A 14579-nucleotide genomic window follows, 5' to 3' on the forward strand; every position below is an offset into this window, starting at 1 on the left:
ACCGCTCAACGGCCCGGTCCGCGACACGAGGAGGGGCCGCCGGCGCGCCCCGGCGGCCCCTCCTCTCCCCTCCTGGCCCTGCCCGGCCCTTCCCTACCGGGGCAGCACCACGACATACGCCGCCGGTTCGCGGTCGGCCGAGGCCATCAGGGCCGTGCGGATCACCGTCGCCTGCTGCTCCGGGAAGTCGCGGAGCTTCCTCGGCGTGATGTGGACGACCGTGATGCCGAGCCGCTCCAGGTGCTCGCGCTTGCGGGCGTACTCGGACCACAGGGCGTCGTCGTCCTGCCGGGGCGCCCGGGTGTCGAGTTCCACCGCCACCGCCTGGTCGGGCCAGTACGCGTCGAGGCCGCCGAGGTAGGGGCCGCCGGGCAGGCGCAGGTCGACGTTCCAGACCGGGTCGGGCAGGCCGTACTCCTGGACCGTCCGGTACAGGCGGTCCTCCGCGCGGGCCCGGCCCTCGGCGAGCAGGGACTCCACCGCGTCCACGACGTGGGGGCGGCTCAGCAGCCGGGCCTGGTTCAGCTCGCGGACCACCGCCGTCGGGTCGCAGTGGGCGCCGCGGACCGCCTCCGTGAGCAGCCGGCGGACGACGCCGGCGTCCGCGAGTTCGGCCACCGCGTCGGCCAGCGCGCGGGCGACCGGAGCCACCGGCACCCCTGTGACCTGCTCGGGGGCGGGCATGTCGGGTGTGCGGACGATGCGCGCGCAGCCCGTCGAGCGCAGCCGCCGCAGCCGCGGGACCAGGACGTCGACGGTGTCCAGGGACGGCAGCGGGGGAGTGGAGGCGAAGCCGTGCAGCGTCAGCGCGGCCAGGCCCGTGATCATCACCTCGGGGTAGGCGGGGGCGTGCGGCCGGCCCGCGCCCGGCTGGGCGGGCACCCCGGTGCCGCGTTCCCGCGCCGCGTACATCAGCACCGCGTGCAGCCGCTCCTCGCTGGTCGGCGGGCCCTGGTGGAGCAGGACCACGCCCGGGAGGAGCTGCTGCCAGGGGCCGCCCGCGCGGCACTGCTCGTTCGTCTCGGCCGTGGAGACGCCGTGCGAGCGGAGCTGGGCCGTCGTCATCACACGGGGCCGGGCGCCGCCGGACAGGTCGTGCAGCGGGCCGGGTGAGAGGGGGGTGTTGTGGGTCATGACCCGCAATTTCCCGCGCTCCGGCCCTCCTTGAACCGCTGTTACAGGTCCGTCGACAAATGCGGACAACCCGGCGCTAAAGGACGAGTGTTCGGATGCCGAAAGCCCCTGGTCCGTTCGGGTGCGGGCCAGGGGTCACGGCTTACGGGGCACTCATCTCGTAACGAAGGCGGAACGCCCGGATCTCAGGCCAAAGCTACTGGTCAGCGGCCTCGTCGCACGCCTGTCCGCGCAACGCCCGTGCCAAGTCGTCACGAGACTCCAGCACCAGCCGGCGCAGCGCCGGGGCCGCCTCCTTGTGGGCGTCCAGCCAGGCGTCCGTGGCGTCCAGCGTCTCCCGCGACTGCTGGAGCGACGGGAACAGGCCCTGCACCACGTGCATCCCGATCTGGATCGACCGCTCGGCCCACACCCGCTCGATCCCCGCGAAGTACTTCTCCGCGTACGGCGCGATCAGCTCCCGCTGCGAGGCCTGGGAGAAGCCCGCGATGGTCGCCTCGACCATGGCGTTGGACAGCGCGTCCGACTCCACGACCTGCGCCCACGCCTGCGCCTTGACCGCCTCGGACGGGCGGGCGGCCAGGCAGCGCACCTGGTGGCGCTTGCCGGAGGCGGTGTCGTCCCGGGTCAGCTCCTCGGCCAGCACCTTCTCGTCCACGGCCCCGTGCGCGGCCAGCGGCTCCAGGAACACCCAGCGCAGCTCCTGGTCCAGGTCGAGGCCCTCGACCGTCGCCGTGCCCGCGAGCAGGTCCCGCAGCAGGCCGAAGTCGGCCTCGGCGGCGGCCGTCCGGGCGAAGAAGCGCGCCCAGGCGAGCTGGTGCTCGCTGCCCGGCCCGGCCGCGTACAGCTCGCGCCGGGCGCCCTCGGCGAGCAGCCGGGCGGCCGTCTCCCGCCGGGCGGGCGCCGCGTAGTGCGTGACCGCCGACTCGGCCCACGCGTGCAGCATCTGCACGACACCGATCTCGGACTCGCGCCCGGCGAACCGCAGCACCAGGTCCACGAAGTCCCGCGCCGGGAGCAGCGCGTCCCGCGTCATGTTCCACAGCGCCGACCAGCACAGGGCGCGCGCGAGCGGGTCGGTGACCGAGCCCAGGTGCTCGCGCAGGGTCGCCAGCGACGTCGCGTCGAAGCGGATCTTGCAGTACGTCAGGTCGTCGTCGTTGACCAGGACCAGGTCGGGGGCGTCGGCTCCGGCCAGTCCCGCCACGACCGTCCGCGCGCCGTCGACGTCGGTCTCCACGCGCGCGTACCGCTCCAGCGTCCCGCCGTCCGTCACCCGGTACAGGCCCACCGCCACCCGGTGCGGGCGCAGTTCGGGGTGCGACTCGGCGGCCTCCTGCAGCACCGCCAGCTCCTCGACACGGCCGTCCGCGCCCAGCAGCACCTGCGGGGTCAGCGAGTTCACCCCGGCCGTCTGCAGCCAGGACCGCGACCAGGCGCTCATGTCCCGGCCGCTGGTCTCCTCCAGCACCGACAGCAGGTCGCCCAGGCGCGTGTTGCCGTACGCGTGCCGCTTGAAGTAGCGCCGGGCGCCCTCCAGGAACGCGTCCTCACCGACGTACGCCACGAGCTGCTTCAGCACCGACGCGCCCTTGGCGTACGTGATGCCGTCGAAGTTCAGCTTGGCGTCCTGCAGGTCGCGGATGTCCGCCGTGATCGGGTGGGTTGAGGGCAGCTGGTCGGCGCGGTAGGCCCAGGCCTTGCGGCGGTTGGCGAAGGTGATCCAGCCGTTGACGAAGCGGGTCGCGCCGACGAGCGAGAACTCGCCCATGAAGTCCGCGAAGGACTCCTTCAGCCACAGGTCGTCCCACCACTCCATGGTGACCAGGTCGCCGAACCACATGTGCGCCATCTCGTGCAGGATGACGTTGGCCCGGCCCTCGTACGACGCCTGCGTCACCTTCCCGCGGAAGATGAACTCCTCCCGGAACGTCACCAGGCCCGGGTTCTCCATCGCGCCCAGGTTGTACTCGGGCACGAACGCCTGGTCGTACTTCCCGAACGGGTAGGGGTAGTCGAAGTGGTCGTGGAAGAAGTCCAGGCCCTGCTTGGTGACGAGGAACACGTCGTCGGCGTCGAAGTAGGGCGCGAGGCCCTTGCGGCACAGGGCGCCGAGGGGGATCTCCAGCGTGGTGCCGTCCGCGAACGTACGGGAGTAGGAGTCCGTCACGTAGTGGTACGGGCCCGCCACCACACAGGTGATGTACGTGGAGATCGGCTTGGTCTCGGCGAACCGCCAGACCCCGTCGGTCTGCTCACCGGCCCCGTTGCTCCACACCGTCCAGCCCTCGGGCGCTCGCACCTCGAACCGGTAGGGGGCCTTCAGGTCGGGCTGCTCGAAGTTCGCGAAGACGCGGCGGGAGTCGGCCGGCTCGTACTGCGTGTACAGGTACACCTCGCCGTCCTCGGGGTCGACGAAGCGGTGCAGGCCCTCGCCCGTACGGGAGTAGGCGCACTGGGCGTCGACCACCAGCTCGTTGTCCGCGGCCAGGTCCTCCAGCGTGATCCGGGAGCCGTCGAAGACCTCGCCGGGGTCCAGATCACGGCCGTTGAGGGAGAGGGCCGTCACACTCGGCGCGATCAGATCGGCGAAGGTGCTCGCCCCGGGCTCGTTGCAGCGGAAGCGGATCGTGGTGACCGAACGGAACGTGCGGGGCCCGTCGCCCACGTCCTCACCGACCGCGGACCGCAGGTCGAGGGACACCTCGTACCCGTCGACGCTCAGCAGGGCGGCCCGCTCGCGGGCCTCGTCGCGGGACAGATTCTCACCGGGCACGGGCGGAACTCCTCAAGCGTCGTGGGATACGGCTGAACAGCACCGATCCTGCCACGTGCCCCTGACGACGGGCAGCAGGGAATGAGGCGTGCGGGCACCGGCGTTCCCTGGGAAACGGATTCCCTGCTGAGGAGAGACATGTCGGACAAGACCCCCGTCGACTTCTGGTTCGACCCGCTGTGCCCCTGGGCGTGGATGACCTCCCGTTGGGTGCTGGAGGTGGAGAAGGTCAGGGACATCGAGGTCAGCTGGCATGTCATGAGCCTCGCCGTCCTCAACGAGGACAAGCTGGACGAGCTGCCTGAGGAGTACCGCGAACTGCTGGAGACCAAGGCGTGGGGCCCCGTCCGGGTCGTCATAGCCGCGCAGCAGGAGCAGGGCCCCGAGGTCCTCGGCGACTTCTACACCGCCCTGGGCACCCGTATCCACAACCAGGCCGAGGGCCCCGGCAAGGAGACCGTCGCCGCCGCCCTGAAGGACGTGGGCCTGCCCGATTCCCTCCTGGAGCACTGGGACTCCACGCCGTACGAGGCGGAGCTGCGTGCCTCCCACAAGGAGGGCATCGACAAGGTCGGCCAGGACGTCGGCACCCCGGTCATCGCCGTGCCCGGCCCCGACGGCGAGCAGATCGCCTTCTTCGGCCCGGTCGTCACCCCGGCCCCGCAGGGCGAGGAGGCCGGCCGCCTCTGGGACGGCACCCTCGCCGTGGCCTCGGTCCCCGGCTTCTACGAGATCAAGCGCACCCGCACCAAGGGCCCGGACTTCTCCAACCTGTAGGGATCACTCGGCGGGGGCGGCCTGGATCTTGAGCTCCTCCGGGAGCAGGCCGTCCTCGCCGCGGTTGAGGTAGCGCTGGTACCACCGGCAGCCGACGGCGGTGCAGCGCCAGTAGTCGTCCACGAAGTGCCCGTTCCCCTTCATCGCCCGGACCACCGCCCGCTCGGCCGCGTTGAACATCCGGAACTCCTGCATGGTGCCGCAGGTCCGGCACGCCCGGCTCACCGCCATCAGCTCCTCCTCGCGATCACCGCCAAGTCCGGGAAGTCGGTTACTACCGCATCGACCCCCATGCGGTAGTACAGCGCGTATTCGGCGAACGCGTCCCCGAAATCGTTCGCTCCGCTCCCGCGCCGGAACTCGGCCGGCAGAAACCGGTTCTCCGCGCGGAAGGTGTACGGCCCGATCCGCAGCCCCGCCGCGTGCGCGTCCGCGACCAGCGATGTGCCGACGGGCGAGCCCTTGTCCGGCCCGATCCAGGCCGCGTACGCGGCGATCCGCGCGAGCCCCGCCGGGCTCATCATGTCCTTGTACGTCGTCGGATCACCGGCCGCGACCAGGTCGTAGGGCCCGCCCGTCGTTCCCAGCGCCTGCCAGAGCGGGACGCCCAGCCGCTCCGCCGCGATCCGCTGCAGGCTCGTCGGCTCGAACGACTGCACCACGCATTCGCGCCGCCCGAGCCGGTTGCGGCGGATCGCGGCCGCCAGCTTCGGCTCCAACGGCAGGCCGAGGGAACGGAAGTACGTGGGGTGCTTGGTCTCCGGGAAGACCGCGATCGTCCGGCCGTGCTCCCGCGACAGCCGCCGCGCCAGGTCCACGACCTCCTGGAACGTCATGACCTCCGCGCGCCCGTCGAAGACGGTGTTGCGGTTGCGGACCGCGGGCAGCCGCTCCACCGCCCGCAGCGTCTTCAGTTCGGCCAGCGTGAAGTCCTCCGTGAACCAGCCGGTCACCGGCCGCCCGTCGACCGTCTTCGCCGTACGGCGGTCCGCGAACTCCGGCCGGCGGGCCACGTCGGTCGTCCGGGAGATCTCGTTCTCGTGCCGGACCACCAGCACGTGGTCCTTCGTCGGCACCAGGTCCGGTTCGATCCAGTCGGCGCCGGTCTGCACGGCGTACGTGTACGAGGGCGCCGTGTGCTCCGGGCGCCAGCCGGCCGCGCCACGGTGGCCGATGACGACCGGGCCACCGCCCTCGCGGGGTTCGGCCGCCGCGGTGGCTGTGGCGGCGGTTCCGGCGGCCGCCGCGAGCAGGAGGGATCTCCGTCCGAGTGGCATGCGACTCCTCTTTGCCGAAGGCAGGTTCACCGACGTGCCCGGCCCCGGGCCTGTGACAGCAGGTCCAGATGCTCCTGGTAGCCCCTGGTGTGGAACGCCGCTCGGTCCGGGTCCGGCTCGACGACCGCGGTCGGTTGCGTCCACGCCTCCACGTCCAGCGGTACCCCGTACCGTCCGGCCGCCGCCAGGACGGCTCCCCGCGCGCCCACCTCGCCCTCGACGACCCGCAGGGGCCGCCCGAGCACGTCGGCCAGCAGCCGCATCCAGGCGGAACTGCGGGTGCCGCCGCCGCAGACGGCCAGGGTTCCGGTGAGGCCCGCCGCCTCCAGACAGTGCCGGGCCGCGTATCCGATGCCCTCGCAGGTGGCGCGGACCAGATCGCCCCGGGTCGACTCCAGGGAGACACCGGTGAGTTCGGCCCGCAGACGCGGTTCGACGAAGGGGGCGCGTTCACCGGAGGGCGCGAAGTACGGCAGCACCCGGACGCCGTGCGCGCCCGGCGGCGTCCCGGCCAGCAGACCGTCCACCTCGTCGTGCCGCACCCCCGTCGTCGACAGCACCCAGTCCAGCGCCGCCGTGCCGACCATCGCGGGCATGGCGCGCAGCCAGTGCCCGGGCCGGTCGGTGGAGATGTACAGGCCCGCCGGCTCCCCCGTCAGGTCGAGCTCGGTGGTGGCGACCAGGCTGGCCAGACACGTGCCGACGATCAGCAGACCGTCCCCCGGGGACGTCACCCCGGCACCCAGCGCACAGGCCGGCAGATCGTACGGGCCGTTCGAGACCCGGGTCCCGGACGGCAGGCCCTCGCCCCGCGCCCCGGCCGTCGCGACCGGGTCGCTGACCGGGGCGAGCAGACCCCGGCGGTGCGCGAGACCCAGCACTTCGACGACCCGGTTGTCGTACGTCCGGGTCCGCGGGTCCAGGAACGGCATCGACGCGTCCGACACATCCGTCGTGGGACCTGCTCCGGTCAGCCGCTGGAACACCATGTCCTTGCAGTACAGGGCGGCCTTCGCGGCGTCCAGCGCCTCCGGTTCGTGATGGTCGAACCACGCCAGCAGCGGGCCCGGGCAGCCCGGGAACATCGCGCTGCCCGTCCGCCGGAACACCGTCTCGAACGTGCCGTCCGCCAGCCACCGGTCGACCAGTTCGTGCGCCCGCCCGTCCATCCAGGAGGCGGCGGGGCGCACCGGCCGGCCCTCGCCGTCGACCAGCCACACGCCATCGCCCTGCCCGGTGAGCCCGGCCAGTTCGACCGGCTCCGGGACCTGTTCGGTGACCTCTCCGAGCACGGCGACGACTGCTCCGTACACCTCCTCCATGTCCTGCTCGACGACCCCTCCGGCCAGGGAGAGGCTCACCGGCCGGGAGGCCACGGCGAGTTCACGGCCCAGGGCGTCGAAGGCCGCCGCCTTGACCATGGACGTGCCCACATCGATACCGACGTACATGCGGCTCTCCTCCGGGTCCTCAGGTCAGACAGTGCGCGAGCGGCTCCCCGCGCACCCAGCGGCCCACCTCTTCGGCGGCGATCCGGGCGGCCTTCTCCGCTACCGCCCGCGACGCCCCGCCCAAGTGGGGGGTGAGGACCACGCGTTCGGCCAGCCCCAGCAGCCGGGACTCCACCGGCAGCGGCTCCCGCTCGTAGGTGTCGAGCGCCGCCGCCGACACCCGCCCGCTCTCCAGCGCGTCGCACAGCGCGCCCTCGTCCAGCAGCGGGCCCCGGGCCACGTTCACCACCACCGCGCCGGACGGCAGCAGCCCCAGCTCCCGGGCGCCGATCAGCCCCCGCGTCTCGGGCGTGAGCCGGGCGTGCAGGGTGATCACCTGGGAGCGGCGCAGCAGGTCGTCGAGCGAGGCCACGCGCAGGCCGTGGATCTCGCCGTGCACGTACGGGTCGTAGACCATCACCCGGGCCCCGAACGCGCACAGCACGCGCGCGACCCGGCTGCCGACCGCCCCGTACCCGACCAGCCCGACCGGCAGGTCCTCCAGCTCCAGTCCGCTCCGCTCGTAGGTGTAGTACGTCGCCCCCTCCCAGCTGCCCTGCCCGGCGAGCGGGGCGTGGGCCTGGGGGATGCGGCGCAGGGCGGCCAGCATCAGGCCGACGGTGAACTCGGCGGTGGCCGCGGCGTTGCGGCCCGGCGCGAAGCACACCCGCACGTCACGGTTCTTCGCCGCGTCCAGGTTGACGTTGACCGGGCCGCCCCGGCAGACCACGACCAGCTTCAGATCCGGGCAGGCGGCGAGGACCCTCTCCGTCACCGGTCCCATCTGCGTGACCAGGACCTCCGCTCCGGCCAGCGCCCCGATCATCCGGTCCTCGGCGTCGCTGGCCTCCTGCACCTCGGCGACCGGCCCGAACGGCTCCAGCGGCCAGCCGAGTTCCAGTTCCTCGACGTCCGCCCGCTCCACCTCGTGCCGCACCGCCCGCGTGATCAGCGAGGGCAGGACGAAGTGGTCGCCGGCGGCCACCACCCGCACACTGTTTCCGGAGGTCATCGCAGGGATTCTCCTGTCTCGGCGTCGAAGACGTGGGTGTGCTCGGGGTCGGGGGCGACCCGGACCCGGTCGTCGTGGGCGAGTCGCACCCCGGGGCCGGTCAGGACGACCAGGTGCCGTTCGACTCCGTCCAGGGCGAGGGTCGCCAGGCCCGACTCCAGGAGCGGTTCGTGGGCGACGACCCGGGCGGGCAGGCCGCCTTCGGCGGTGAGCCGGACGTCCTCGGGCCGGATGCCGACCACCACCTCACGGCCCCGTTCCACCGGCACGGGCAGTGCGATGCGCACCGTGCCGGAGAGACGGGCGTGGCCGTCACCGGCGATTCCCGGCAGCAGGGTGATCGCGGGCTCGCCGACGAAGTCCGCGACGAACACGCCGGCCGGGCTGTCGTAGATCTCGAAGGGGGTGCCGAGCTGCTGGATGACGCCGTCCTTCATCACGGCGATCCGGTCGGCGAGGGAGAGAGCCTCCTCCTGGTCGTGGGTGACCAGGATCGTGGTGTGGCCCAGGTCCTGCTGGATGCGTTTGAGTTCACGGCGGGTGGTGTCGCGCTGGGCCGCGTCCAGGTGGGAGAGGGGCTCGTCGAGGAGCAGCACATCCGGCTCGCGGATCAGGGCCCTGGCCAGGGAGACACGCTGCTTCTGGCCGCTGGAGAGCCCGGCCGGGCGGGCGCCCAGGAGGCCGGTCAGACCGACCCGCTCGGCGATGTCCCGCACCTTGCGGTCGACGTCCCCCCGAGCCTTGCGGCCCCGGGCCTTCAGGCCGAACGCCAGGTTCTCGGCGACCGACAGCGGCGGATACAGCGCGTAGTTCTCGAACGCGACCCCGATGTTGCGCCGCTGCGCGGGCCGTTCGACCACCGACACCCCGCCGACCAGGATGTCCCCGCCGGTCACCGGCTCCAGACCGGCGATCATCCGCAGCGTCGTCGACTTGCCGCAGCCCGACGGGCCGAGCAGCCCCAGCAGTTCCCCGGAACGCAGCGCGAGGTCGAGGCCGCGCACCGCGTCCACGGCCGGACGTCCCCGGGCCCGGTAGGTCTTGCGCAGATCACGTAGCTCCAGCTCGGTCATCGCTGCCCTTCGTCGCACAGACCTCGTAACGGACCTTGTGCTCGTCCAGATCCCGCAGTGCCTCCGGCGACGCCCCGTCGTCCACGAGGAGCGTGTCGAAGCGGGACAGCGGGACGACCCGGTGCAGCGCGACCCGGCCGAGCTTGGTGTGGTCGATCAGCAGCACGTTCCGTGCCGCCGCGTCGAGCATCGCCCGCTTCACCGACACGATGTGCTGCTCCTGGTGGTAGGCGTAACCCCGGTGCACGGCCGACGTCGACGCGAAGCACACATCCACCCGGAGCTGCTCGACCGCCTCCACGCACGACACCCCGAGGAACGAGGAGTGCAGCGGGTCGTAGTCGCCGCCGAGCGCCATCAGATGGATGCCCCGCTGGTCGGAGAGCAGGTTGATGGCCTCCAGGAAGTTGGTGACGACCGTCAGCGGCGTGACCTCGGCCGTGCGCAGCCGCCTGGCTATCTCCAGCGTGGACGTGGAGTCGTCCAGCAGGATCGCCATGCCGGGCTCCACCATCCGCACCGCGCGCTCGGCGACGGCCGCCTTCTCGGCCCGCATGGTCTTCAGCCGGTACTGCACGTTCGACTCGAAGACCCCCGACGGCTGCGCGGTCACCCCGCCCCGGAACTTCCGTACGACGCCCTGCCGTTCGAGCTCGTCGAGATCCCGGTGGATGGTCATCAGGCTCACCCCGAACCGCTCGGCGAGCTCCGCCGCCGTCGCCGATCCGTCGGCCAGCACCTGCTCGGCCATGGCGGCCTGCCGTGCCGCGGGGCCCTGCTGTCCAGCGCTGCTGTTGCTGCTCATGACTGCGTCTCTATCCGTCGTCCCGGTCGCTCCGGCCGGTCGGCCTCGAACAGCAGCAGGCTCTCAGGCCGGACGACGAGCCGTACCGGATCGTCCGGACGAAGGCGCGCCGCGTCCGCCCGGGGGGCCACCAGCGACACCCGCTGCTCCCCGGTCCCGAGCCGGACGGTGACCTCGACGGACCGGCCGAGCACCTCGGTGACGTACACGGTCCCGGTCAGCTCGTGCCCCTCGCCGTGCAGGGCGAGGTCCCGGGGGCGCAGACCGACCAGGACGTCCGTGCCCGGGGCGGCCTGTGCCCGGACCGGCACTTTCACACCGCCGTCCGAGCGCACGCCGCTCTCCGTCACCACCCCCGGCAGCAGGTTGATCCGGGGCCGGCCGAAGGCCCGCGCGACCTCGGTGTCGTACGGCTGGTACCAGATCTCCTCCCGGGTGCCCGTCTGCACGATCCGGCCCTGACGGATGACCCCGATCCGGTCGCCGAGCGCCAGTGCCTCGACCGAGTCGTGGGTGACGTAGAGGGTGGTGGTGTGCTGCACGGCCCCGATCGCCTTCAGCTCGGCCCGCATCTGCTGGCGGAGCTTGGCGTCGAGGTGGGAGAGCGGCTCGTCGAGCAGGAAGGCCCGGGCCGGGCGGACCAGGACCCGGCCGAGGGCGACGCGCTGCCGCTGGCCGTTGGACAGCGCTCCCACGTTCCGGTCCAGCAGCCCGGAGATGCCGAGCAGTTCGGCGATGGCACCGATCCGCAGCCGGGCCTCGGCGGCGGGCAGCCGGTACCGGGGCGAGCGCAGGGGCGAGGCGAGGTTGTCGTAGGCCGAGCGGTGCGGGTAGAGGGCGTAGCTCTCGAAGCACATCGCCACGCCCCGGTCGTACGGCTCGACGCCCCGCATGTCCTCGCCGCCGAGCACGACCGTGCCGGAGTCGGGCTGTTCGAGCCCGGCGACGGTCTTGAGCGTGGTCGTCTTACCGGCCCCCGACGGACCCAGCAGGCAGAAGAACTCGCCTTCCCGGACCTCCAGTTCGAGTTCGTCGAGCGCGACGGTCCTCCCGTACGCCTTGCGGATCCCGCTCAGCCGGATCATGACTTCACCGCCCCGAACGACAGGCCCCGCACCAGGTACCGCTGGATCGTCAGGGCCAGCAGCAGCGGTGGTACGACGGACACCAGTGCGGCGGCGGCCGTGAGGTTGTACTTGGGCCGGTCCCCGCCGAGGAACGACAGCGCGCCCACGGTCACCGTCTGGGCCTCGTTGGAGGTGAGGATCAGCGGGAAGACGAAGTTGTTCCAGGCGAAGATGAACGCCAGCAGCGACACGGCCGCGATGCCCGGCTTGACCAGCGGGAGCGCCACCCTGAAGAACGCCTGCTTGCGGGTGTAGCCGTCGAGCAGGGCCGCCTGCTCCAGCTCCGGTGTCAGATCGGCGAAGTAGGACCGCATGATCCACACGATCAGCGGCAGGGTGACCAGCTGCAGCACCCACACCACGCCGACGTACGTGTCGAACAGGCCGAGCTTCTGGTAGAGCACGAACAGCGGGATGATGACGGTGAGTTCGGGTGCGAAGCGGAACGACAGCAGCGTGAACATCAGGTTCTCCGAGCCCTTGAACCGCCACCGCGCCGAGGCGTACGCCGCCGGCAGCCCCACCACCAGCGACAGCACGACCGCCCCGACCGACACCACCAGGCTGTTGACGAAGAACCGCACGAACGGGATGCCCTCGCTGTCGCCGAGGACCGTCCGGTAGCCGTCGAGGGTCGGGGAGAAGGAGAAGTAGGTGGAGAAGAGCTGGTCCGCCGGCTTCAGCGACAGGATCACCATCCAGGCGATCGGGAACAGCGCGAAGACGAAGTAGAGGACGAGGGCGGCGTCCGCCAGCCACCCCAGCAGACGTTTCCTCATGGGGAGACCTCCGCGGCCTTCCGCTGGATCTTCCCCAGGTGCTTCACCAGCACCATCGCGGCCAGGTACACCACGGCCCACAGCACGATCGTGTAGGAGATGCCGAAGGAGTAGCGCTGGAAGCGGATGGCCTCCAGGTACGCCCGGATCTGGAGGACGACGGTCGAGTCACCCGGCCCGCCCTCGGTCAGGGCGTAGATGATGTCGAACACCTTCAGCGAGTCCATGAACCGGAAGATCACCGCGACCAGGACGTACGGCCACAGCATCGGCAGGGTCAGCCGGCGGAAGGTGTACCACCACCCCGCGCCGTCCACGGCCGCCGCCTCGAACGGGGAGGTGGGCAGCGACCGCAGGCCGGCCAGGGCGAGGATCGCCACGAACGGGGTGTACACCCACACGTCCACGGCGATCGACGACAGCAGCGCACCCGTCGGGGTGTCGGTCCACTGCACACCGCCCAGCCCGAACGGCCTGAGCAGGTAGTTCACGACCCCCACCGACGGCTGGAGCATCAGCTTCCAGATGATCGCCGCGATCACCGGTGCGATCATCAGCGGCAGGATCAGGATCTTCTCCAGCACACGGCCCACCAGGGTGGAGCGGTGCAGGAGCAGGGCGACGGCGACCCCGAGCACGGTCTCGACGAGGGCCGCCCCGACCGCGTACAGCACCGTCACCCACGCCGAGTTCCAGAAGGCCTCCTGCGTGAAGACGGCTCCGTAGTTCTCGAACCGCACCATGTCCGGCTGCGGTTTGCTCGCCGAGAAGTCGAACAGCGTGTAGTACAGCCCGAGCCCGAAGGGGTAGAGGATCCCGCAGGTCAGCAGCAGGGCCGGGACGATCAGGACGTACGGGCGCAGGGTGAGCCGCCACCCCATCGGCTAGCCCACCTTGCCGGCGAGGTCGTCCGCCAGCCCGTCCAGGACCGGCTCCGCGCCCTTGCCGCCGTAGATCTCCTGGAGGGCCGCCGCCCAGCTGGTCGTCGCGTCGAAGAACTGCGCCTGCGGGGTGAACTGGATCTTCGTCTGGTCGACGACCGTCTCGAAGGTCTCCAGGAAGCCCGGCAGATGCCGCATCTTGTCCTTGTACGCGGCGTCCTCGGCGACCGACTTGCGCACCGGGTCGATGTGGTTGTGGGTGATCGCGCTCCTGCGCAGGTGCTCCTTGCCGGTCGCCCACTGCAGGAACAGCCAACCGGCGCTCTTCTTCTTGCTCTTGGCGTTCATGCCGAGCGACCAGATCCACATGTTGGTGGCGAGCGAGCCGCCCGGCCCCTTCGGCCCGGGGTGGAAGGCGATCTTCCCGGAGGCGGGGCTGGCGCCCTCCACCGCCTGGAAGTAGGCGGCCGTGTCGGCGTCGAACAGCATCCCGGCCTTCTTCGCGCCCAGGTCGCTGGAGCACTGGTACCAGGTGTACGACGTCCAGGACGGCGGCCCGCCCTGCTTCACCATCCGCGCCCAGTCCTCGGTGAAGGCGACGGCCTCGGGGCTGTTCATCGCGGGTGTCAGCTTCCCGCCGTCGACCGTGAAGTCCTTCAGCCCGTTGCGGGCGTACATCGTCATGAAGCCGGGGTGGATGGTGGCCCAGCTGCGCGAGCCGCGGACGGCGATCCCGTACATCCCGTCGAAGCCCGCGGCCGGTGCCTTGCGTTTGATGGTCCCGGCGAGTTCGGCCAGCTCGTCGAAGGACTCGGCGGGTTTCAGGCCGAGTCTGCGGAACACCTCGGTGTTGTAGGCGACGACGTTCGTCTCCCAGCCCCACGGCAGCGCGTACTGCCCGCCCTGGCCGAGGGGCGCGCCCGCCTTCAGCGACCACTGGTCGGCCTGGAGCAGGTTCGGGAAGAAGTCCGCCTGGTCCCATTCGGCGCCGGTCGCGGAGGCGTTGCGCATCCAGGGCCCGAGGTCCTCCAGCCAGCCCGGCGGCCCGTACTGCCACACCATGTACGCGCCGAGCATGAAGACGTCGTAGGAGGCACGCCCGCTGGACAGGTCGACGGTGAGCTTGTCGAAGTAGTTGTCCTCGGGGAAGACGTCGTACTCGACCTCGATGCCGGTCTTCGCGGTGAAGGACTTCAGGTCGGCGATGAGCGCGTCGGTGTACGGGTGCTTGTTGAGGAGCGCCTTGACGGTGGTGCCCTTCTCCCGCTTCCAGTCGAAGGAACCGGTGACGTCGTCCGCGGCGGAACCGTCGCTCTTGTCGTCGTTCCCGCCGAAACCGGCACCGCAGGCCGTGAGCAGCGGGGCCGCCGCCGCCCCGGCGGCGAGGGCGAGGAAGCGCCGGCGGTCGTGCACGTGCGTGTCCATCCGTACCTCCGCGGGGAGCCTGG

13 protein-coding genes are annotated in these 14579 nt (G+C 71.5%); 1 reads left to right on the top strand and 12 read right to left on the bottom strand.

The annotated features are described in order from the left end of the window. Window positions 1–93: 93 nt before the first annotated feature. Together ACFU3E_RS25920 and pepN are read right to left on the bottom strand one after the other, a co-directional pair. Window positions 94–1134 carry a hypothetical protein gene (locus tag ACFU3E_RS25920; RefSeq protein WP_384162782.1) on the bottom strand — a complete coding sequence of 347 codons (1041 nt, stop codon included), beginning with the start codon at window positions 1132–1134 and terminating at the stop codon, window positions 94–96. A gap of 196 nt (window positions 1135–1330) precedes the next feature. Beyond that, a complete protein-coding gene (pepN, locus tag ACFU3E_RS25925) occupies window positions 1331–3910 on the bottom strand; it encodes an aminopeptidase N (protein ID WP_384162785.1) in 2580 nt (859 codons plus the stop codon). A gap of 138 nt (window positions 3911–4048) precedes the next feature. On the opposite strand from pepN, the gene ACFU3E_RS25930 reads away from it, so the two are divergent. After that, window positions 4049–4687 carry a DsbA family protein gene (locus ACFU3E_RS25930; RefSeq protein WP_384162788.1) on the top strand — a complete coding sequence of 213 codons (639 nt, stop codon included), beginning with the start codon at window positions 4049–4051 and terminating at the stop codon, window positions 4685–4687. Between the two features lie 3 nt (window positions 4688–4690). Here the strand turns inward: ACFU3E_RS25930 and ACFU3E_RS25935 are convergent, their stop codons facing one another. From ACFU3E_RS25935 to ACFU3E_RS25980, 10 genes are read right to left on the bottom strand one after another with little or no spacing between them, the layout of a single operon-like run. Next, entirely contained in the window at window positions 4691–4918 is a 228-nt protein-coding gene (locus tag ACFU3E_RS25935) for a hypothetical protein (RefSeq protein WP_384162791.1), read from the bottom strand. Then, complete coding sequence (locus ACFU3E_RS25940; protein WP_384162794.1) at window positions 4918–5964, bottom strand: glycerophosphodiester phosphodiesterase family protein; 1047 nt, start codon at window positions 5962–5964, stop codon at window positions 4918–4920. Before ACFU3E_RS25940 ends, ACFU3E_RS25935 begins: the two co-directional genes overlap by 1 nt. Before the next feature lie 26 nt (window positions 5965–5990). After that, window positions 5991–7415 carry an FGGY family carbohydrate kinase gene (locus ACFU3E_RS25945; RefSeq protein WP_384162797.1) on the bottom strand — a complete coding sequence of 475 codons (1425 nt, stop codon included), beginning with the start codon at window positions 7413–7415 and terminating at the stop codon, window positions 5991–5993. Between the two features lie 19 nt (window positions 7416–7434). Beyond that, entirely contained in the window at window positions 7435–8466 is a 1032-nt protein-coding gene (locus ACFU3E_RS25950) for a 2-hydroxyacid dehydrogenase (RefSeq protein WP_384162800.1), read from the bottom strand. Beyond that, the gene (locus ACFU3E_RS25955) at window positions 8463–9539 is read right to left on the bottom strand and encodes an ABC transporter ATP-binding protein (protein ID WP_384162803.1); all 1077 of its coding nucleotides are present in this window, start codon (window positions 9537–9539) and stop codon (window positions 8463–8465) included. The genes ACFU3E_RS25950 and ACFU3E_RS25955 overlap by 4 nt, the downstream gene beginning before the upstream one ends. Then, the gene (locus tag ACFU3E_RS25960) at window positions 9517–10344 is read right to left on the bottom strand and encodes a DeoR/GlpR family DNA-binding transcription regulator (RefSeq protein ID WP_384162806.1); all 828 of its coding nucleotides are present in this window, start codon (window positions 10342–10344) and stop codon (window positions 9517–9519) included. Before ACFU3E_RS25960 ends, ACFU3E_RS25955 begins: the two co-directional genes overlap by 23 nt. Next, on the bottom strand, window positions 10341–11429 hold the full coding sequence (locus ACFU3E_RS25965) for an ABC transporter ATP-binding protein (protein ID WP_384162809.1): 1089 nt from the start codon (window positions 11427–11429) through the stop codon (window positions 10341–10343). Before ACFU3E_RS25965 ends, ACFU3E_RS25960 begins: the two co-directional genes overlap by 4 nt. Continuing rightward, a complete protein-coding gene (locus ACFU3E_RS25970) occupies window positions 11426–12250 on the bottom strand; it encodes a carbohydrate ABC transporter permease (protein ID WP_384162812.1) in 825 nt (274 codons plus the stop codon). The genes ACFU3E_RS25965 and ACFU3E_RS25970 overlap by 4 nt, the downstream gene beginning before the upstream one ends. After that, entirely contained in the window at window positions 12247–13131 is an 885-nt protein-coding gene (locus ACFU3E_RS25975) for a carbohydrate ABC transporter permease (RefSeq protein WP_384162814.1), read from the bottom strand. Before ACFU3E_RS25975 ends, ACFU3E_RS25970 begins: the two co-directional genes overlap by 4 nt. A gap of 3 nt (window positions 13132–13134) precedes the next feature. Beyond that, entirely contained in the window at window positions 13135–14556 is a 1422-nt protein-coding gene (locus tag ACFU3E_RS25980; protein ID WP_384162818.1) for an ABC transporter substrate-binding protein, read from the bottom strand. Window positions 14557–14579 lie beyond the last annotated feature (23 nt).

Source organism: Streptomyces sp. NPDC057424 (genome assembly GCF_042803315.1).
GTDB lineage: Bacteria > Actinomycetota > Actinomycetes > Streptomycetales > Streptomycetaceae > Streptomyces.